Source organism: Pseudomonas sp. NUPR-001 (assembly GCF_052147955.1).
In the GTDB taxonomy this organism is placed as follows: Bacteria; Pseudomonadota; Gammaproteobacteria; order Pseudomonadales; family Pseudomonadaceae; genus Aquipseudomonas.
Window position 1 is genome coordinate 3,792,133 of the sequence record NZ_CP197353.1, and the last position, 20,138, is coordinate 3,812,270.

General features: G+C 52.5%; 17 protein-coding genes and 5 pseudogenes. 12 read left to right on the top strand and 10 right to left on the bottom strand.

The features are described 5' to 3' along the window. Window positions 1-49: 49 nt before the first annotated feature. Window positions 50-967, bottom strand: a complete 918-nt coding sequence (locus ACP6KB_RS17120; RefSeq protein ID WP_442108409.1) for a LysR family transcriptional regulator — start codon at window positions 965-967, stop codon at window positions 50-52. Between the two features lie 103 nt (window positions 968-1,070). On the opposite strand from ACP6KB_RS17120, the gene ACP6KB_RS17125 reads away from it, so the two are divergent. The 3 genes from ACP6KB_RS17125 (at window position 1,071) to ACP6KB_RS17135 (ending at window position 4,374) form a co-directional block, all read left to right on the top strand. After that, a complete protein-coding gene (locus ACP6KB_RS17125; RefSeq protein WP_442108411.1) occupies window positions 1,071-2,813 on the top strand; it encodes an amidohydrolase in 1,743 nt (580 codons plus the stop codon). 95 nt (window positions 2,814-2,908) lie between these two features. Then, window positions 2,909-3,661, top strand: coding sequence for a TorF family putative porin (locus ACP6KB_RS17130; protein ID WP_442108413.1), 753 nt, complete (start codon window positions 2,909-2,911; stop codon window positions 3,659-3,661). A gap of 365 nt (window positions 3,662-4,026) precedes the next feature. After that, window positions 4,027-4,374, top strand: a complete 348-nt coding sequence (locus ACP6KB_RS17135; RefSeq protein ID WP_442108415.1) for a DUF6124 family protein — start codon at window positions 4,027-4,029, stop codon at window positions 4,372-4,374. Window positions 4,375-4,434: 60 nt separating this feature from the next. Here ACP6KB_RS17135 and ACP6KB_RS17140 read toward each other — a convergent pair whose 3' ends face one another. After that, on the bottom strand, window positions 4,435-5,091 hold the full coding sequence (locus tag ACP6KB_RS17140; protein WP_442108417.1) for a hypothetical protein: 657 nt from the start codon (window positions 5,089-5,091) through the stop codon (window positions 4,435-4,437). Between the two features lie 462 nt (window positions 5,092-5,553). On the opposite strand from ACP6KB_RS17140, the gene ACP6KB_RS17145 reads away from it, so the two are divergent. Next, window positions 5,554-6,162: a DUF6338 family protein gene (locus ACP6KB_RS17145; RefSeq protein ID WP_442108419.1), complete on the top strand. Its 609-nt coding sequence runs from the start codon at window positions 5,554-5,556 to the stop codon at window positions 6,160-6,162. After that, window positions 6,146-6,448, top strand: coding sequence for a hypothetical protein (locus tag ACP6KB_RS17150; RefSeq protein ID WP_442108421.1), 303 nt, complete (start codon window positions 6,146-6,148; stop codon window positions 6,446-6,448). Before ACP6KB_RS17145 ends, ACP6KB_RS17150 begins: the two co-directional genes overlap by 17 nt. A gap of 185 nt (window positions 6,449-6,633) precedes the next feature. Here ACP6KB_RS17150 and ACP6KB_RS17155 read toward each other — a convergent pair whose 3' ends face one another. The 4 genes and pseudogenes from ACP6KB_RS17155 to ACP6KB_RS17170 all read right to left on the bottom strand — a co-directional run. Next, window positions 6,634-7,905 carry a hypothetical protein gene (locus ACP6KB_RS17155; RefSeq protein WP_442108423.1) on the bottom strand — a complete coding sequence of 424 codons (1,272 nt, stop codon included), beginning with the start codon at window positions 7,903-7,905 and terminating at the stop codon, window positions 6,634-6,636. A 266-nt stretch (window positions 7,906-8,171) separates the two neighbouring features. Beyond that, window positions 8,172-8,699 carry a hypothetical protein gene (locus ACP6KB_RS17160; RefSeq protein WP_442108425.1) on the bottom strand — a complete coding sequence of 176 codons (528 nt, stop codon included), beginning with the start codon at window positions 8,697-8,699 and terminating at the stop codon, window positions 8,172-8,174. 229 nt (window positions 8,700-8,928) lie between these two features. Continuing rightward, window positions 8,929-9,186: pseudogene (locus ACP6KB_RS17165) on the bottom strand (terminase small subunit); the annotation flags it as partial. Window positions 9,187-9,308: 122 nt separating this feature from the next. Further along, a pseudogene (locus ACP6KB_RS17170) lies at window positions 9,309-9,635 on the bottom strand (phage regulatory CII family protein); the annotation flags it as partial. A gap of 664 nt (window positions 9,636-10,299) precedes the next feature. Between ACP6KB_RS17170 and ACP6KB_RS17175 the strand changes: the two are divergent. The 5 genes from ACP6KB_RS17175 (at window position 10,300) to ACP6KB_RS17195 (ending at window position 14,176) form a co-directional block, all read left to right on the top strand. Next, on the top strand, window positions 10,300-11,034 hold the full coding sequence (locus ACP6KB_RS17175) for a LexA family protein (RefSeq protein ID WP_442108427.1): 735 nt from the start codon (window positions 10,300-10,302) through the stop codon (window positions 11,032-11,034). A 17-nt stretch (window positions 11,035-11,051) separates the two neighbouring features. Further along, the gene (locus tag ACP6KB_RS17180) at window positions 11,052-11,339 is read left to right on the top strand and encodes a hypothetical protein (RefSeq protein WP_442108429.1); all 288 of its coding nucleotides are present in this window, start codon (window positions 11,052-11,054) and stop codon (window positions 11,337-11,339) included. 78 nt (window positions 11,340-11,417) lie between these two features. Beyond that, window positions 11,418-12,380 (top strand): IS30-like element ISPsme1 family transposase, encoded by a 963-nt coding sequence (locus ACP6KB_RS17185; protein ID WP_442107591.1) that lies wholly within the window; start codon window positions 11,418-11,420, stop codon window positions 12,378-12,380. Window positions 12,381-12,444: 64 nt separating this feature from the next. Continuing rightward, window positions 12,445-13,515, top strand: a complete 1,071-nt coding sequence (locus tag ACP6KB_RS17190; RefSeq protein ID WP_442108431.1) for an AAA family ATPase — start codon at window positions 12,445-12,447, stop codon at window positions 13,513-13,515. A 97-nt stretch (window positions 13,516-13,612) separates the two neighbouring features. Next, window positions 13,613-14,176 carry an HNH endonuclease gene (locus ACP6KB_RS17195; protein ID WP_442114327.1) on the top strand — a complete coding sequence of 188 codons (564 nt, stop codon included), beginning with the start codon at window positions 13,613-13,615 and terminating at the stop codon, window positions 14,174-14,176. 270 nt (window positions 14,177-14,446) lie between these two features. Here the strand turns inward: ACP6KB_RS17195 and tnpC are convergent. Both tnpC and ACP6KB_RS17205 read right to left on the bottom strand, forming a co-directional pair. Further along, a pseudogene (tnpC, locus tag ACP6KB_RS17200) lies at window positions 14,447-15,359 on the bottom strand (IS66 family transposase); the annotation flags it as partial. Window positions 15,360-15,402: 43 nt separating this feature from the next. Next, window positions 15,403-15,504 (bottom strand): annotated as a pseudogene (locus ACP6KB_RS17205) (IS66 family insertion sequence element accessory protein TnpB); the annotation flags it as partial. Window positions 15,505-15,584: 80 nt separating this feature from the next. Between ACP6KB_RS17205 and ACP6KB_RS17210 the strand changes: the two are divergent. Further along, window positions 15,585-15,902, top strand: a pseudogene (locus ACP6KB_RS17210) (integrase); the annotation flags it as partial. On the opposite strand, the gene ACP6KB_RS17215 reads toward ACP6KB_RS17210, so the two are convergent. Further along, window positions 15,825-17,132 (bottom strand): hypothetical protein, encoded by a 1,308-nt coding sequence (locus ACP6KB_RS17215; protein ID WP_442108433.1) that lies wholly within the window; start codon window positions 17,130-17,132, stop codon window positions 15,825-15,827. The pseudogene ACP6KB_RS17210 and the gene ACP6KB_RS17215 overlap by 78 nt on opposite strands. Before the next feature lies 1 nt (window position 17,133). Further along, the gene (locus ACP6KB_RS17220; RefSeq protein WP_442108435.1) at window positions 17,134-18,282 is read right to left on the bottom strand and encodes a nucleoid-associated protein; all 1,149 of its coding nucleotides are present in this window, start codon (window positions 18,280-18,282) and stop codon (window positions 17,134-17,136) included. Between the two features lie 1,081 nt (window positions 18,283-19,363). On the opposite strand from ACP6KB_RS17220, the gene ACP6KB_RS17225 reads away from it, so the two are divergent. After that, the gene (locus ACP6KB_RS17225; protein ID WP_442108437.1) at window positions 19,364-19,519 is read left to right on the top strand and encodes a hypothetical protein; all 156 of its coding nucleotides are present in this window, start codon (window positions 19,364-19,366) and stop codon (window positions 19,517-19,519) included. Window positions 19,520-20,138: the final 619 nt, after the last annotated feature.

A 20,138-nucleotide genomic window follows, 5' to 3' on the forward strand; every position in this document is an offset into this window, starting at 1 on the left:
TATTCGATTCATGTTGCTTGCACCATAACGGTTTCCTGCCGCAGCCCGGTCAGACACTATTCAGCGTTGCCAGATAGCTGCTCAGGTAATCGATAAAGGCGAGTACCTTGCGGCTAGCGCGATGATGGCTGGGATAGACCGCCAGAATGTCATCACCGAAGGCTTCCGGCTCGATGATGTAATCCTCCATCAGACGCACCAGGCGTCCATCGCGCAAATACCTCTCCACACTCCATTGCGGTGTATGCAAGATGCCACGCCCGGCCAATGCATTTTGCAGCAGCAGGTCATAGCTGTCGCTTTCCAGGCGGGCCTTGTGTGGATAGCTCAAGCGAATGCGCCCGGTCTGCGACTGGGCCCACCAATACTTCACATCCAACGCGGAGTGAACGTACTTGAGCCAGTCGTGCTGGTCGATGGTTTGCGGCGACAGCGGCAGCGGATTGCGCGCGACGTAGTGTGGACTGGCACACAGGTAGATGCGGTTTTTGCCAACAACTCGCCCTATCAACCCCGGCAAATCGCTGCGCCCCTGACGTATGCCCAGGTCGTAGCCAGCATCGATCAGGTCGACAAAGTCATCGGACAGATCGACGCGCAACTGGATATCCGGGTATTGCTCCAGAAAGCCGGCACACACTTCACTCAAGAATGCACGTTCGAATGCCAGGGGCGCGGTCAGCCGCAACGTGCCGGACAAGCCTTGGTGCAGTTGGCTGATCTCCTCCCCTGCCTCATGCAGGCTGCGCAGCACCTGTCGAGCCGTTTCCAGATAGAGGCGGCCCGATTCCGTGAGCACAATGCGCCGGGTGCTGCGCTCGAATAGCAGGGTACCCAGCTGCTTCTCCAGCATGCTGACAGACTTGGTCAGGGCCGACGGCGTTTTGCCCAGCAGTTCTGCGGCACGACTGAAACTGCCTTGGTCAGCCGTGGCAACAAACATCGATATTGCACCGAGTGTGTCCATATTTTTTCCAAACCAGCAAAACGCTTTTTAGCAAAGTGGTCATTCTGGAAACAGCATGACACAGATAATCTCGCCATCGCCAATAACTACAAGAGAGCAGCATATGATTCGCTTCGTTCCGGCGCTAATGGCACTGGCAGTCAGTTTTTCCTCATCGGAATCCATGGCAGCGGCAGACCTGATACTGGTCAACGGCAAGATCTTCACCGCCGACCATACCCATCCGCAGGTTCAGGCCATCGCCATCGACGAGGGCAAGATCGTGGCCGTGGGGAGCGACGCTCAGGTACGCAGCTTCGCCGACAATGCCACCCAGGTGATCGACCTTGCAGGCAAGCGTGTCACGCCCGGCCTGATCGACTCCCACTCTCACTCGGTGTTCGGCGGCCTGGAACTAGCGGCGGCCAACATGGAAGGCGAATCGGTCAGCGTCGACGAGCTGGAAAAGCGTCTGCGCAATTGGCGCGCCGATGGCCGCGCCAAGCTCGGCGAGTTCCTTCAGGTGGTGGGCATGAACTCCAGCGACTGGGCCAAAGCCGAAGCGTTCGGCAAGCGCTTCAACCACGGCGAGTGGACGAACACCCCGATCGTCTTCGTTGGCGGCGACCACCATACCGCCTGGGCCAACAACGCCATGCTCAAACGCGCCGGGATCGACAAAGCACTGGTTGCCAGCCTGAGCAAGGCCGACCGCTCCACCATCGGCACCCTGAGCAATGGCGAACCTAGCGGTTTCCTGGTGGATGCAGGCTGGGACCGTGTCGCCGCAGCACTGCCGCCAGTCGACGCCGCCGGCCTGCTGCACGCAGCCCAAGCCGCTGTGCGCTACAACAACAGCTTCGGCATCACCGCCTGGATGGACCCGGCCGCCAATGGCGCGCCCGGCGAAGCGTTGTTCGCTATCAAGCCGACGGAGAAAACCGTGGGTGTGCTGCCGGCCTACAAGGCGTTGGCGGAGAACGGCGAGCTGACCGCACACGTGGCCGCCCTGCTGGTGGTTAACCCGAAGAGCCGTCCGGCTGACCTGGAAGTCATCGACAAAGTGCGCCAGCAATTCACTGGTATTCCCAATCTGACCCTGCCCGGGATCAAGGTGTTCGCCGACGGCGTGCTGGAATTTCCAGCGCAGAGCGCAGCCCTGCTCGACCACTACAGCAACAGCCACAAAAGCGGAGAACTGCTGCTGGACCCGGAGCACTTCGGCGAGCTGGTTACCGCCGCCGACAAACGCGGCTGGCTGGTGCACATCCATGCCATCGGTGACCGCGCCGTACGTGAGTCACTCAATGGCATCGAGCAGGCGCGCAAGTCCGGCGACAGTGGCATTACACATTCGATCACCCACCTGCAGCTGGTCAACCCGACAGAGTTCGCCCGCTTCAAGCCGCTCAACGTCATCGCTTCGATGCAGCTGCTGTGGGCCGCTGGCGACGAGTACACCCAGGACATGGTCAAGCACTATGTCGACTCGGCTGCCTATCGCTATCAGTACCCGGCCCGCTCACTGCTGAAAAACGGCGCGACCATCGCTGGCGCCAGCGACTGGCCGGTTTCCAGCCCAAACCCCTGGCTGGCCATCGCCCAGGCCGCTACCCGAGAGGGCCCCCGGGGTGTGCTGAACGCCGATGAAAGCCTGGACCGCGAGACCATGCTGTACGCCTACACGATCAATGCAGCCAAGACCATCGGCCTGGAACAGCAGATCGGCTCCCTGAGCAAGGGCAAACAGGCCGACTTCGTCATCCTCGATCGCGACGTGCTCGCCGTCAGCGACAAAGACGTAAGCGAAACCCAGGTACTGGCCACCTACTTCGGCGGCAAACCGGTCTACACGCCCAGCAAATAACCCCCTGAGAAACGCCACGCCGTGCCCGCACCGGGGCACGGTGCGGCCCCCTATTGCCCAAACACTGCCAACAACAATTACAAGAAGAAGCAACCATGAACAGCAAGCACCTTGCAGTGAGCATCGCCCTGATGGCCGGACTGTCGGCTATCGCCCCAAAGAGCCAGGCCCTGGCGCTCAGCGATGACATCTTTCTGAAACTCGACGTGACCGCCGCCAGCGACTACCGCACCCGTGGCATCTCGCAGACCCAGAACGACCCAGCGCTCCAAGCCGGTGCCGTACTGGCTCATTCGAGCGGCCTGTATGTGGGGGCCTGGACCTCCAACGTCGACTTCGGCTTCGGCACTGCCACCCGCCAGGAAGTGGACTACTTCGGCGGCTGGTACTGGCAGGCCACCGACGCGGTGTCCCTGGACCTGGGCTACATCAAGTACGCTTACCCCAAAACCAGCGGTTTCAACCAGTCCGAGACCTACGCGGTGCTCAGCGCCTATGGTTTCAAAGCGGCTGCTTTCTACTCCAGTGATGCGCCAACGGTGTTTGGTGAGGACCAGGACACCCTCTACAGCTGGGTCGGCTATGAAACCCAACTGCCCCTGGAAGTTGGCCTGGAGCTGCGCTATGGCCGGATGGACTTCAAGGACCCGATGTACTGGTCGACAAGTGGTAGCTCGCGGGACGCCTACCACGAGTGGGAAGCCAAATTCACCCACGATTTCGTGGGCCTGACCTGGGGCCTGAGCTACATCGACACCGACCTGTCGCAAGCAGAATGTGCCAGCTTCTACGGTTTCGACGATGTCTGCACCGCCACCGTAGTGGCGAGCGTGCGCAAGGAGTTCTAAGCACACCAGATCCGGTAGGAGCGGGCTTGCCCCGCGATAGCGACCTGTCAGCCACAGCGTATCGCGGGGCAAGCCTAAAACCATTGCCCCTTGAATCGCACCTCCAACCTCGCTACCCTCCCTGAGTCACTGCCAAATCAGTGACCGGGCGTCGCGGCCCGTAAGGCAAAAGGCGCTACAGCGCCACACCACCACAATTGCAGGCGCTTTTTTTGTGCCCGCTTTCTGTGCAATGGCGGCTGTGCGTGGGAGACTTTCGAGTCTGCCGGGTTTCCTTTTGCCTCGGTCCGCGAACCCGCGCACAGCTGCCACCCAAATCGTTTCGCGGCGATGGTTGGTAGCTCCACAGCAAAAGGAGCTGCACAATGACAAAAGTAGTCCCCGATCCCCCACCCTCCACCACCCAAACCAGCACCACCTTCGGTACCTGCAACGGCAGCCACGATCCACTGTTCGCTGTCCGCAGAGGCGTCTCATCCGAAGATGCCCTGGTGCATGCCTGCGTCCTGCTCAAAAGCGCTTACCACACCAACGCCCACGCCTGTGACATGGTCGATGCCGAAGCACGCGGATTGTTGTGGGCGACGGAGCAATCGTTGGAAATGAGCATGGCGTTGGTTGAAGCCGTGCTGGATGAAGTAGAAGCCCGCTCGGCGACATTGGCGGTATTGCGCCGCGCTGCGCAGGCGGATCTAGCTGCAATGAAGGAATAGCCGCAGGCTAACGCAGGGCCGCCGACGCGGCCCACCGCGCCCGCAACATGACCACCTACTCTATCGGTTTTTCTCCATCTCACGCTGCTTGGCCTGCAACTCCAGAATTCGATCTTCCTGCGCCCTGAGCCGTGCATCCATTGCTTTTTGCTGCTCATCGAATGCCTTCTGCTGAGCCGCTGAGTTCTGCGCGCTCATATAGCCATCAACCGATGCAGGAATACTGCAACTGGTCGATGCTCTGGCGGCTGCTTCAGTGCGATCTGGAAAGGGTTTATGGACGTCCAGGGCCAGTCTCATGTCATCACGAACTGCCGCGCCCACCGCCAGCAAGCCTTCGATCGACGAGGCTGGCCCGATGCCAAAGTTATTGGCGTTGTTAACCGCTGCAACAGAAGCGCCGCCGAACCCGCTGAACCCAGCGATCCAGGGCGCATTGGCAGAGGCGTTGGCGGCCGTCAGCGCCGGAGCCACGACGGCACCAGAGATGATCCCGGCTAGCGTCCATTTCCAAGCACTGCTTGCTCTTCTTTCAGCTTCGGCAGATTTCACACCAAAGAAGTCATAACAGCTCTGCAGGCGTTCGTTGATCATCTCGTTCTGGCGTTCCAGGCTGATCTGGTCCGGCTGTTCTAGGTTGCCCGTTAGTGTTGTGAGCTCCATGGTGGAGCAGGCGGCTAGCACAAGGCACAAACCCAGAACCAGGAATTTGTTCATGCACCCTCCGTTTCAGCGACAGGCTGATAAGGTATGGATAGCTGATCGCCATTATTGTGCAAACAAAAAGCTGGCTGTTTGGTTGGGGCTTTTGGAGTGATTGCACTTCCTAGCTCCAAAACCAGACGTCAGCCGTCTGCGCTTTTCGATATCGCGGCTTCAGAGCACGCATCCTGCTACTTTGGGAGCACGCAGAGCGAATACGCTTTGGGGAGTTTCCTGGTGACCGCGGTTGTAGTGGACCCGCGGTCTTTCAAGCTGCTCGGCGACACCCACCCCGCCAGCAACGTCACCGCCCCAGTCAGAACTCGCATGTGATAACCAACGGAAAGTCGAAACCGTATCACTGCCTTAACAATTGATTAACTATTTTCTCATTTTTGAAACAGTAGACTCCTCGAACTTTCTACACCCTCAAGCTAAAATCACTTGGTAGACCTCCAACAGACAGAGTTAACCGACATGGACGACATCCCACTGGATTTAGTCTCCACATTGAAAGTTCTCTTACCCGGCTTTCTTACGTCAACTATTTTTTATTGGCTGGCAGAGGTACCCAAACCTTCGCACGCAGAAAGAATCGTTCAGGCACTAATTGTAACAAGCCTAATCCAGATTTTAATCTCTCTAACAAAAATCCTCGCCCTTTCAGTAGGAAAACACATTGACTTTGGACCTTGGAGCGAGACTGCGACAGTCATCCTATCGATACTGTTATCAACAGCACTCGGAGTTTGGCTGGCATACCTATCCAACCACGACAAGCTTTATGAAATAGCAAGAAATAAAAAGCTTACAACAAAAACCTCTCAAGACGATTTTATCCTTATTGTGAAGGAGCTAGGCGATGCAGGTGTCATTGTGCACCTTAATGACGGCAATCGGCTATGCGGTTATATATCATCATATCCCGCCAATAGAGAAACCGGGATATTCCATATTAAAAACCCTGCCTGGGTAATAGGAAGCGAGCGACAACCCCAGAAAAACGTAGACTCAATCATAGTAAATGGGAGAGATGTAAAATACATAGAGTTCTTGATCGGAGAAAAAAATGCGCAACCACAATGACACCCCTGACGAGGCTGAAAGCGCTCTACACAAGAGCATGCGCGAAGCTACCAACAGTAAAATAGATGGTGCCGAGCACTTTCAATTAAGAAGAAACCTAGATGCAGTTGTTCCAATCCCGAAGGATCTCCCAAGCGGTCCACCTTCAACAACGCCTTTGACACCCAAAGGAATTTGGACCGTAAATAACTACACCATTGAGAGCCCAAAAGACTTCTACAAAAACCCACAGAAATATTTCAGTACAAACAATATCCCCTCAGACAACGACAACCAAGATAGCTAAAAATTGAAAAATACAACCACCCTGCATAGTAGATTCCTACACGAGTCGAACTCCGAGCACTTTCCCACAAACCGCAAAAAGCCCAGCGCGAGGCTGGGCTTAGACTCCTCTAGTCCGCTGCGGTCCATACAGCCGGTTCATAGCCATCTGGGGCGAAGAAGCAGTCCATCAATCCAGCCATCGGATCATCCCTCGCCAGGTTGCGTTGCCATCGCTTGATTCGCTTCGATAGCTACGACCGAAGCTCTTCCGCCCCGCTTGGTGAGATCAATTCCAATGACTTTTATGTCTTCAACGTTCGGAAACTTCGGAGCGATAGCCAGCCAGTGATTCTGCAAAGCAGTGACCAAATCCTCGAATTTTACTTGGCCATTGTTCGGCGACGCCCAAGTGGCTTGCCCTCCATGGTTCACCAGTAAAAAGATGCCGCAACTCGAGTTCATCCCTCGCAAGTAATCACCGCATAGCTGGTTCTCGAGCCGTTCGAAGTGGTCGGGGCCACTCCAGTTTTGCGACAGCTTCAGCTCAACAGGGACGGGCTCATAAAAGTCGCTGTTTTGGATTCTGTAATCCGGGCGCTTGTCATCGGCCAACTGCTCTTCCTGCGGAACGACGTAGCGTCCTGCAGCATGATCTCTCAGCCAACTGCCGATGAATTTGCGGATCGAAGTCTCCTGGTTCGTCCTCAACAGTATCTCAGCGTAGCTCGAGTCTCCATCCTCTAGATCATGCTTCAAGTCCAGAAGGCGATCGACTGCCAGGTTCCAAAGCTCACGATGTGTGGAGGGCGTGCTTTCTAGGTTGTTATGGAACTCGATGACCTTTTCCGGCTCCCAAGGAGGAGTTTGCGAGTCAGCAGTAGCTTTCTGCTGAGCATAAAACGCACTCCAAGGGCGGAGGCTCTCTGCTGGGTGGGCCTTGGCGATCTCCTGCAGAGCTAGGAATGCTTCCTTACCAGGTGTCTCCCTAATGAAGGCCAGAAGTCCATCACGGGCATGCTGGGCATCATCCCGAAGACCTGGCGAGTATACCCCCTTGCCTGAACGGTCAATGTCATCTGCGATCCGAACGTAGTTGTGTATCAAGAGATACAGAGCCTTGGCATGCTCAACTTTTTTGTAGTTCTGCCTACAACGACTGGCCGTGCGGCTACCTACGAGAGCGATGAGGGAGAGCATTGCGAATTTTGCCTTCTCTTCATCAGATGACAGCGAGTCGATACGAGCTGCCAATGCCGATATAGCAACACGGGGCTGTGTACCAACCCACACTGCATACCAAGTCGGTGCGATATCCTCATTGCCCTCTTCCATGGCACGCCTGCTAGCGAGCGCGCCCAGTAGGTCATCATCAACCGACGATTCTTGAACAATGGTGAGCGCGAGCTGAAGAGATTCAAGATGGCTAACGGGTTGCTCCAACCGGGCCAGCAGCGGAGCAGCCAGCTCCTCATACATCCAGTCTCCACCCCAGCGCAAGCTTTGCAGCACGCGACTCCCGCCAGATTCAAAATGGGGAGCGTCTAGCTCATATAGGATTTCATGGGCCACAACGTCTTGGACTAATTGCGGATGAAGAGCGAACAGCCTAGGTAGCCACTCTGGGAAGCCATTCAGCTCAAGCAGTCCAAAACGCGCAGCGTTTCGAGCGTTCTCTGCGGACATTTGCGCAAACAAAGTGGGTTCTTCTTTGGCCTCAATGGCGAGACCTGTAAGCCCAAAAATCACCTGATATGGAGTTGAATTGGCAGGCGCCCCTGGTTGTGGGTCATCACGCCGGGCTCAGGACTGTTAATGAGAGTCAGATCAGCAGCGAGACTTTCCCGCCAAATACGACGGCGCTCTGCTTCTTCAGCTTTTCGTTGATTAGCTTCTTCCTCCCACTCAGCCATTTTTATTTGCCACTTATCGGGCTCTCGCTTCGGTGGGTTCAGCAGTGTTTCGAGATGCGCACTAAGCTCGGGGTTGCCATCGACTGCCTGCCTTAGCTGAATTTCCCATGAGGCGGGTTTGCTGTGCTCCGCGTAGATGTTGAACGCCATACTAAGCGCCATGAGGCAGTCTTGCATTTCCAAGTGGCTCACGACTTCGTCGCAGGCAAGGCTGAAGTTTTCTTTGTTCAACGACCAAAATGACCGGAAACCCAACAGCTGCCAGACCTGAGTAACGGGTTCGCGGTGCACTCGCCCTTTGCGGGCTTCCGCCACGTCATACCAGAAGAGTTTGTAATCGAGCTCTGGCCAAGTCGGCACGGACTTTCGCAGCTTCTCTCCGAGCTTTCGAGTATCTCGCTCATCGTAGAGATGCCCCTGGGCGAGCTTGCTTAAAATCGACAGTGCCGATTCATCAAACGCAAATGGGTCGCGAACTTCGAGCAGACGGAGAACCGCTACGCCGACGACGTCGACAAGCCATCGGAACTTCTTTGAGACAGCACTGAAACCTTGCTCTTTGAGTGGAGGCTTATCCAGAAGTCGGACAAGGCCACGGCACCGCAGGTATTTCAGCCGCCGGTACCAGCTGGCTACGCACGTCTCGATCGACTCGCGCTTCCTCATGCCGGGCAGCGACTGCCGATTTACTGGGGTCCGATGATTCAGCGAGCAAAGCCTCCGTCGCTTCCAGATCAACCTTGCCATCCTCGGTCAGCACCAACCGGTCTTGCTTGGCCAGTTTGGAAACGTAGGATTTGGCCCAGCCCCGCCGCGCGGCTAATTCAGATTTGCTCAAAACGGTCATGATCAAATGTCCAGTTCACCCAATGAGTTCACCCGTTCACCGCAGTTCACTAAGCTGGTGAACCTGCCGCTAACAAAGTCCCGCGGGTTTCCAGCCCCGTACCCGGCGATATTTGCCAGGGTCCCCATGGTCAAGGTTTCAGGCATGTCTTCTGTATAGGCACCGGACAACTCCTGCCAGATGGTGTCGCCGACCAGGGCATGCACGGCATCAAGAATTCGACTGTCCTTGGTCAGCTCCAGGATCTCGCCGAACTCCTGAATGTTGACCACATGACTTGGATGAGTAGGTGACAGCTTATGCTGCAAGGTGGTGGCATTACGGCCAGAGGTGGCGGCAATGGCGGCAGCACCGCCTGGGTATTCACGTACAGCGTGATACAGCGCGAGATCAAGCGGCAAGACTTCCCTCTTGGCGCGCTCGACACAACTCAGAGCAGTTCGGCTCATGGCATTAATCCTTATAGGTTGCCAGTGCCAGAGGCATGTAGTGGTGGTACATTTGCCGCGGGGCTTGAAAGGGCCCAAACGCCGGGGTGGTCCATTAGACCTAACCGGCACCGTGCCAAGGTGTCGATCCGTCAATAACCTCTGGCGCAACAGCCGCCCAATCTGTGGTGGAGAAAGGCGGTAACATCCAGGCATCCATGCCTGGATGACGCGGTCAAGGTAGGTGGTTGCATGTGGTGTGTTCACTTATCTATCACGCGGCCCGGCAGCACTGTGGTGGTGCTACTGGGGGAAACAGGGCGGCCCTTGGGTCGCCTTTTTTCTTTCTAAGGAACTGATTTTGCCGGTGCGGCAGCTTCCAGCAACCAGTTTACGTCAAGTGGATTTCCTCTATCGGATGCGATCTTTGCCAATTGCTTTGCGTAAGTGGTTTGGCCCGTATATTCCGTGCGTGGTAGCGCGCCTGCCTTACGCCATTTACTGAGCGCTTGGCAGCTGCGGCCACAAGCCTTGGCTGCGGCTCCAATCCCGCCTACAGCCTCGAAAGCGTGCGCAACAGGATTGAGGGTGGTATGAAAATCAAGCATCGCGCCTCCAAAATCAACCAGTAGTTGATCCTAAACATCAACTGACTTTTGTGCAAGCCATATGCGACTCTCAACTCATGGTTGATAAAAACGAACTCAGAGCTGCATTCAGTGCACGTCTGCACGAAGCCCTTAACGATGCCGGTGTCCGAAGCCGCGGGCGAGGTGTGGACATTCATAAACAGCTGAGGAGCGCCGGCGTAAAAAAAACTACCCAAGCAATCAGCAAATGGCTCAACGGAGAAGCTATTGCTGAAGCAGATAGCATGACAGCTCTCAGCAGTTGGCTGAATGTGCGGAGGGAGTGGTTAGAGTATGGAGTTGGCCCAAAATCACATAGAACCCTTACGAATGAGGAAAGTTCCTGCGCCCCAACTCATATGGAAAACATAAGTAAGATCCACGAGCAATTCAATAAAGTACCTTTGATTTCATGGGTGCAAGCGGGCGCATGGTGTAAGTCTGCAGCTAACTGCGAACCTCACCTCGCCGACACTTGGATATCATGCCCAGTCACGATAAGCAGTAACGGATACGCATTGAAAGTACGTGGCGACTCGATGACTAATCCTGGGTTAGGTCGTACCTATCCGGCGGGCTGCATTATTTTTGTCGACCCCGACATAGAAGTTAAAACTGGTGACCGGGTAATCGCACGAATCTCAAGCACAAATGAAGCAACTTTTAAAGTATTGGTTGAAGATGCAGGCCACAGCTACCTAAAACCAATAAACCCTCAATACCCTATCATCGCAATAACAGAAGAAACTCACATTTGCGGAAAAGTTGTTGGATCTTTTATCGCAGAATGAACCACTAAGCAGGATGCATGGAACTGATGGAAGATATTTTTTATCATAACGGGATACCATTAATAATCCCCCATGAATACAACGAAGCAAAAAACAGCTTCTCCATACTTGTCGGCAATAACGGAGTAGGGAAAAGTCGTTTGCTTAGCAGTCTTTCCAACTCGTTCATTGAGTATATTGAGCGACCTGCATACATTGCAATGGATAGTAGCTATGAGGCCGACTACTTCACAAACATCCCAAAAGTAATTACAGTCTCAACCAGCCCATTCGACACTTTCAAACTTCCTGAATTCATAGAATAAGTGCAACGTTTGAAACGATAGGCAGAGAGTCAGCCACCGGTAGAATCCAGGCTCTCACACCGAAGGATTCAAGCGCAGATGACTACGCATTACCGGCAGCTGACTCAGGGCCAACGTTACCAGATTGAGGCCGGTCTGAGCGCCGGAAAAAGCCAGGCAAGCATCGCGAAACAGGTTGGCGTACATCCCTCGACGATCAGTCGTGAGGTTCGCCGCAACAGCTCCCAGAAGACCTACAAAGCGGTTGCTGCGACCCATGAAAGTGATGCCCGTCGAGCGCAGGCGCGCAAGCACTGCAAGCCATTAACGTGGTTCAGCCATTATCTGCCGCTCTGGCTAAAACACGGTATGAGCCCGGAGCAGATTGCTCAGCGCCTGAAGCAAGAGCAGCCGGAGCGCGCGGTCAGTCACGAGTGGATTTATCGGTTTATCGCCACCGACAAACACGCAGGTGGCGAGTTATACAAGTATTTGCGGCACCGCAGGAAGCTGTACCGAAAACGCTACGGAAGCCACGACCGGCGCGGACAGTTGCGTAATCGCGTATCGATAACCGAGCGCCCTGCTGAGGTCGAAGCCCGCGAGCGTCTAGGTGATTGGGAGGGTGACACGGTGCATGGCGTAGGCGGCAATCTGGTCACGCTGGTTGATCGTAAAAGCGGCTACCTGAGCGCCTATCCGGTCAAGCGCAGGACGCGCCGGCAGGTAACGCGGGCGATCAATCTGTTGCTCAAGGGGCATGCTGTTCACACGCTGACGCTGGATAACGGGAAGGAGTTTGCCGGGCATGAACGCATTGCGCATCGGAGCCAGTGCCAAGTCTTTTTTGCAGAACCCTATTCATCCTGGCAGCGAGGCACTAATGAAAATACCAACGGCCTGCTCCGGCAGTATTTTCCCAAGGGCGGCGACTTCAGCAAGCTGACCGTCGAGGCGGTCAGTCGCGTGGTAACGAAGATCAATTTACGCCCGCGAAAACGCCTGGGCTGGAAGACGCCGTACGAAGTTTATGCAGGGGCGAGCGTTGCACTTATGTGTTGAATTCAGGCTTCCAAAACCAAATAGTAAATACAGCACTGCGAAATCGAATTACAGATATGTAGGCATGCGAGGTCCCGGACTAACAAGCTCAGGCTCCATCTCCCTTATCTCCTCCGCAGCAAGCGGTCTTCTTGAAAAACTAAAAACCAGAAATAGCTTGGACAGGCTAAAGCCTGTGTTCAAGGTCCTCGGATTCGAGCCAAACCTTGACTTCGTTTTTAAACCAATGTTTAAAAACCCATACCACGAAGAAAGTTACGAATACGACTACGAAAAAGTCGTCCATGATACGGGGCCCGTTTTTTATGGCCTTCAGGAAAGCCTCGGAATAGCAATCGACCCACGGCTCAGCAATCAAATACTCAATCTTCCTGAATACGCTATGGAAGAAATTAGATTCGCACTGAGCATATATACAGATTTTTTCTTCGACCGACCTCATTTTACACTCTCGGTCAACTACGATTACACATGGGAATACACCTTTAATAGGCACCACCACAACGATAGACAGCTGCTTTCAGCAGTTCTCCTGCTGCTTAATTATGGCTTAATAAAGCTGATGGATTTAAGGTTATCGAAACCATCCAACCCCAACTTGTCATTGCGAAGAGCGAGCTCTGGCGAGCAATGCATGCTAGTTATTATGCTGGGCATCGCCGGACACATTAGCGACTACTCTAAAATCTTCATAGACGAGCCAGAAATCAGCTTGCACCCGCAGTGGCAAGAGAAGTTTATGAGTTTGCTTATTGATGTATTTGAGTCTTATGAAGGGTGTAACTTTTACATTGCCACGCACTCACCCCAGATTCTATCAAAACTAAGCAGCAAGAACTGCTTTATCACCTCACTTACAAGAAAAGAAATATACAACTCCTCGGAATTCAGAGAGCGATCTGCCGATTATCAACTTGCTGAAATTTTTGACGCTCCCGGCAGCATGAATGAATATATTGTTCGAATAGCATTCAAATTAATGTCTAGTCTTAGAGCCAACGAGCGCCTAAGCAACGAAAATATATTGGACATTAACAAACTATCAAATTTTAGCAAACTTCTTTCAGAGAGCGACCCTCTACACCAGCTAATCGTATCAGCTCTTGATATGGGTGAGTACTATGCCGCTAATTAACAACATAGTATCTTGCGACCACAACCTCAGAGCAATTATGGATAGCAAAATTTCCGACCCAGCCTTTTCTCATACAGAATGGGGGTGCGATGATTTAATGCCTGTACGATCCTATATAAGAGAACACTATAGAAATGAGCAGCGCGGGATCTGTGCCTACTGTAAAAATCCTATTTCCTTCAATACCGCCGGCAACGCACACGTTGAGCACATCGTCCCGAAATCACTGCACATAGACTTCATTTTCGAAGAGAAAAATCTATGCGTGATTTGCGCAGATTGCAACACAATAAAGCGCGACCAAGAGACACTCGGTTCTATACCAAACACCCTGGCGCCATCTCGCACTCAAAATACGCGTAGGCGATATCCAAGATCCTCAAATGCGTTTTTGATTGTACACCCACATTTCGACGAGTGGGACCAACACATTATTAAGTTCGGAGTCAGGTATACTGACCGCTCCGAAAAAGGTGCCTTTACAATCAAAGCATGCAAACTGAATAGATTTTTTCATAAGAATTTTGACGTCGATGAAAGCTTCCTAGATGACAGCGAAATTATGGGCATGATGAGTAAATGGATAGATTCAAAATCATCGATGCAGAAAACGGAGGTGTTGCTTAAGCTTGCGGACTCCCTAAGCAAGATGAACCTCTAACCTACCACTCGCTTTCGCCCCAGAATTTTCAGCGAAACGTCAGTTGACTTTTAGCAACCGCTGGCTGATATCCGCCTCACTCTTCCACCACAGAGTGAGGCATCTCTATGCACACCTCAGCGACTTTGCACGTCCATCCCGCCGCTGCATCCACCTACGTAATCTTCGAAACTCGTCGCCTGGCACGGCTGAGCGGCTGCACGTTTGTCACCACCAAACGCAAAGCACCGTAAGCGCTCCATAAACCCCACCAGCTTCATGATGGGTGGTGCGCTTAGCTAGGTGATACCGGCGACGCGCATGGGCCCAGCATCCTAAACGCTCAACTCCGGCTTGGGCGCCCAACGCGTTGTAACCGGCATAATCATCGGTCATGACGTAACCACGATAGCCATCGAGCAGGCGCGTAGGCACCTCCTGCGCTCGGCTGGTGGAATAGTCAAAAAGGATCACCGGCTTATCCGGCGGGCCGCCGGTTTGCACCCACATCCATGACTGGCTGCTTGGCTCGCGGTCAGGCTCTTTCAACACCTGCACCCGCGTTTCATCGCAATGGATGACCCGGCTGGCCAATAGGCTGTCGCGCATTAAATTCAGCAGCGGCTGAAAGTGTTCTCCGCACTGGATAACCCAGCGTGCCAAGGTTTGGCGAGGGATATCGATGCCGTGGCGACCCAGTACTTTTTCAAAGCGGTGAAGCGGCAAACCGTCCACATATTTAGTGTGTCAGCAGCATCGCCAGAACGCTCGGGCTGGCCATGCTTTTTTCAATCACCTGAGCCGGCTTGTCCGCAGTCACCGGTGCAGTCTCGCAGTCGCGGCAACCGTAGACTTTACGAATGTGCTTGATCACCCGCATCTGCATCGGGACGATTTCAAGTTGCTCGCTGATTTCCTCGCCAATGGCGTGTTTGCGGCAACCGCAGGTACAAGTCAGCTCATGCTCGGGCAGTTCGTGGATGACTTCGATGCGCGGTAGATCGGCAGGCAATGGATTACGCTTGCCACACCGCTTTGAGGGTGCGACGACCTCTTTTTCGGTGGTCTGGCACGCCAACTCGACCTCGTGCTCCGCTTCATTGAACAACGCCATTTGAGGCGTTGCCGGATCGACGGCCTGCTCTGATTTTCGGCCGAACAGGCGCTACCTTAGCAGTGCAACTTGCTCTTCGAGCACGCTCATCCAGGAAGACGAAAAGCACGGGGTCGAACACCGCGACCTTAATGTCCAACTCGACCAAGGCCGCCAGACCGTCGATGGATTTTCGGAAGTCGATGGGCTTGGGGTACAGATACACTTTTTCGACTTTTGCATCGGGACGCATCATGGTTGGCGGGCTCCAGAAAGAAATCGGGAGCACAGCATCCGGGATCAAACAGCGGCTTTTAATGTGGGGTTCATGGAGCGCTTACGAAGCAACGTAAAGAGCGTGGTGTTCGAAATCCTTATCTGATCACCACTGAAGACGGCCGTAACGTAACCGCTTCTATGCTTAGACTTCGCTTCGATGATGCCAGGAAATCTGCTATTGGGAATGCACTCGAAGCCCAGGACGAGCTTTTGTCGGAGCAGATTCGTCAGTTTCAGTTCCGGGATATTCGCCCGAAGGCGGCAAGCGAAATTGGTGATCTGACGCATGCCAGCCGGTTACTTGGCCATACTGACAAGAGAATTACTCTTACTGTATATCGCCGCGTAGGAGAAATAGTGAAGCCAACCCGCTGAAAAACCAAAATTGTAAATAACCCCAAAAAGACCCACAACATCGCCCAGTAACTTTCTCGAAATATTCAAGGCATCAGGACTTACATACAACGTATAGACCACACCGACAAAAAAAACTACAACTGATAGATGATTTATGAAACTCAGCCTTTTAATCGCCCTATCAATCAATCCAAGCAGCTTCTTTTTCGTTTCCTCCGCACTAACCCTAACCGCATCCTCGTTCTTTATAACTTCGTATCGCTTAAGCGAGCGCTGCACTTGCTCTCTTAGCGCGCCATAGGCTTCACAATGGATATTATTAGCAACGAACGTCAAAATAGACACACTTAACAAGCCAGCACAAACAAACAGCAAGGGAAGCAGCTCAGGATTCCTTATCAAAGCCCCTACTGCAATTAACGCCCCTGGTATAGCGAAAGCCTTGGACTGGCTAGAAGAAATCGAGTCATTAATTTTAGAAATATAGTCCGTCGATTTTTCCTCAATCTCAGAAAGAAGTTTATTTACAGAAAACTTATGCAGGTACACATCATAATTTTCTTGATACTTTTTCCTAAGCCTTCCACCCTGTTTGAGTAGCCATGCAATTGAAGACTCGGCGTGATCCTCCTCCAATAGTTCTGCAAGCGAAGCCCTCAGAACATCACGCCGCTCCTTTTGATGTCCGTCAGAGATAGCAATCATATCGGCCAAATGGGCTACATCTTTATCCTCACCCAGCCCCTTGAATCCTTCCTTAACTTGCTCTAACTCAATCCCCCTTGGGTTCACTTCATACATTTTTGCACCTTTCTCGGTGCTGATGAAGTACAGGAATGTCGAGTCGGAACCGTCGCCACCCCCTCGATCTTTCAGAGAAAAAAGCAGGGACCTCCACTCAAGGTAATACGCTATAGAGCCAATATCTGAGTTAGTCGGATCTTGACCACTGAACGCCTGACTATCTAGAATATAAAACTTATCAGGCATATCTTTCCGAAGCACATGTTGCCAGAAATCGCGCGTAGTCGGAAAAAAAGGAGTCTGCGCTGGCCACGAGTCAACGCTCAAATTTAGCGATAGATAGCAATTGCCGATCGCCCCCTCTACTCGGCAGTCATCCTCATATCCAAGGCTACGCACCGCTTCGTAGAGAGCGTCCAATTTGTCTCGATCTGAGTATACTTCGAGATACCCTTCTTCGATTTCAAATTTGGCCTGCCTAAGCAGATCAGCTACTTGTTGCATCTTAGCTCTCTTTTTCCCCAATCGCTGCACGAATATTATCACGATCTTCAGGGGATAACGGAATCATAATGTATGTCAAGTTCTCATCAACTGTTACCGGCTTGTCTCCACCCGAATAACCTATAGACTTTGACTTAACAGAAACCGAATAATTATTTTGATAATCCTTAATTTGAATCGACACGCCCTTATTCAAGGAGTGCCTAGTAGCTTCAAATACAGAATTTACCTGATAGCCGTTCTCATTAGCATACTCAGAGAACTGCCCAACAGCCTCGTGACCATCTGGCAACTGCTTATCAATAATATGCTGAATATCGCCAAGCGCAACCTGCTTGCCTATATTCTTTTCAATATGCTCATAAACTTTTTCTGTGATTTTCTCTTGAATGCCAATTTTCAAGGAATTATAAGACGAGAACTGCTTAATGGCCTCAAAAAGATTAGCAACACTCTGCTTGTTAGAAACCGCACTATCGCAGCCCAGCGCAGATTTAAAGAACTCTGACTTAGACCTACCTTCGATAAAATGAAGATAAGCAGCCCCTGTTTTTTCCGGGTAAATGGCCGAGAACAATGTCAAATCAAACATTGCCGCCTGCCTCAACGCATCGGTATCAATGGGCTGCAGCCTTTTAGGCTCCAAACTCTCCTCGTCAAACTCAAACGCGCCTTTCTTGTCGACCATTACAACCATCAACCGGCCATGATCCTCCTCATCACCAGGAGTTTTGTAATGAATGAAAACAAGATTCCCACCAGATAGTGACGCCCGCTCAGCCTCATTCGCAAAGCTTACGAGAAGCCTCATTTCTGCCTGTGCCAAATCATGAAACGGCAGATCAGAATCTATATATTTCTGCAAGTTTTGTGGCGTTTGATTGGAGGGCAACCCGGAAAAATAGCTATGGAACTTATTCTTCTTCCTGAATTTTTTCTCAATCTGCTCTATAAAATCAATGGCAGCCTTGTTTTTTAAGTTCCAAACAGCCCCCATCAAATACTTAAACGGCTTCCCTTGAAGCTCTGGGTCTCGCTCCAAAGACGCTGTTATGGCAGCAACTATTTCAATAGCTGGAACACTAACAGAGTTTTCGCTCTCAACGAGCTCCGGGATATTAGCATTGGTTGCTGCGGAAAACGTATTCAATCAGATAGCCCCATGCGCAATGCTGTCCGACTTGGGCTGCGCTTAAAACACAACCCTGTCGCACAAGCTCGAAGTATTGACATGGAAACCAGAAACCAACTCTGTGCCGCTGACGTCCATGTCGTCTCCGACCTATATACACCTCAGAAGCGTAATGGCCAAGAGGCATTACGGACGAGACTAGAACTGTATAGACATACAGTCAAAAAGGCAGCATGCAGCCCTACTCGAACCGTACCTTGCGGAAATAGAAGTCAAAAATGCGGAAATGAAGGAATGGGGGCTAGCTAAAAAATTGACGCCCAGAAACGCAAAAAGCCCTGAATAATCAGGGCTTTGAAAGTGGCGGAAGCGTAGAGATTCGAACTCTAGGATCTCACCAAGGCTACTGAAACCCAGTAAATACGGGGCTGTAAGGCCCTATGGATGTCTCGCAGTGTACTCATAGCGTGTACTCATGGGAAGCCCTGAAGAGCCCTAGGAGCCTTTGAATATTGGAAAAATTTGTGAGACCCTTCATTGAGGTGAACGCCTGCGCGTTTACCCCCGTGGGTGCCCTCGCGTGTGCGCACTCCCGGTTCCTTCTGGGCACCCTCTGCCCCTCCTGGATTCCCTTCGCATAAGCCCCATTATGTTAAATACTGGATGGATGACCAGTGGATTACCCTATGGGAATCTATCAGGAGAATCCGCCTGGTAGGCTTAGGCTATCCATACTCACTCCAATAGTCTTACACTATTGATTTAATACGATTGATAGGCGCGCTATGTGCTTCCCTATCTGTTTCGCTATTCCCTTGCGGGATCCTCTCCTGGTTCCCTAGCAGATCTCCTCTAGCCCTCCTCGTGCGCTCTCCTGGATGCCTTCCTGGTCCCCTCCTGACCTACCGCCTGTCCCTTTCTCCCCACCTTAGACCGCCCTCTCCTCAGGTTTCCCTAGGGATAGCCGATGAATACACACGAATATTCAATGAATCTTCAAAAAGTGCTTGACGATGGATATTCATTGAATCTACATTTGCCCCATCGAAACGCAACACACCGCATAAAGCGCCCTGTTGATCCACCTGGAGAGCTCTAAATGACCTACTCGGAAAGCTGGTCTGAAGTTGTATCGAAGGCGGAAGCCATGCGTGAACTGAAGAAACACGAGGCGGTACTGGAAGAGTTCTTCACGGATCTCGGGGACAAGGAAGAATACGAGAGCGAGGAAGTTTTAGGATGGCTCGGTTACTAACTCAGGGAAGCACCTGTAAGGGGCCCACAAGGAGGGCCTCACAACTCACCGCATATAGCGCCCTTCAATCAGAGGCAACAGAGATGATCCCCGAGTTAGAGATTCATTGTGGTAGCTGGATAGTAAGCAGCAAAGTTACAGGAAAGGCAGTGGCCGAGATTTACTCACGCAAGCTTGCAGAGAAGGTTAATCAAACTCGGTACATTGTGGAGACGGCTCAGCAGTACCTTGCGAGGTTCAATCGGGAGTTGGTGAAATGAGGCTTTATCACGTCGTTGCTGTCAACAACAAGACACGCAATAAGGTCTATATGACTTCCTCACCTGTGACCCACAAACAAGGCTGCACGATCCTCTCCAAAATGACTAAGTACCCATGGCGCAGGGAACAGTTAGAGGAGGTGTCCCAATGAGCTCCTATAGGATCCGCTGCTGGTTGGATGGTCGAGGCATTGAAGTGGCCGAAGATCCCTTTGTGATCGCTGCCTATCCCAGGAGGTACTCCCCGCGAGTAGCTCGGATAGATGGCCCATGTTCCCTGATTGTCTGGGTAAGGAGTCAGGCATGAAACCTAGAAGGTGACCGCAGCACCCTGAGTATCACCTCAAGGGCTCTTAAAG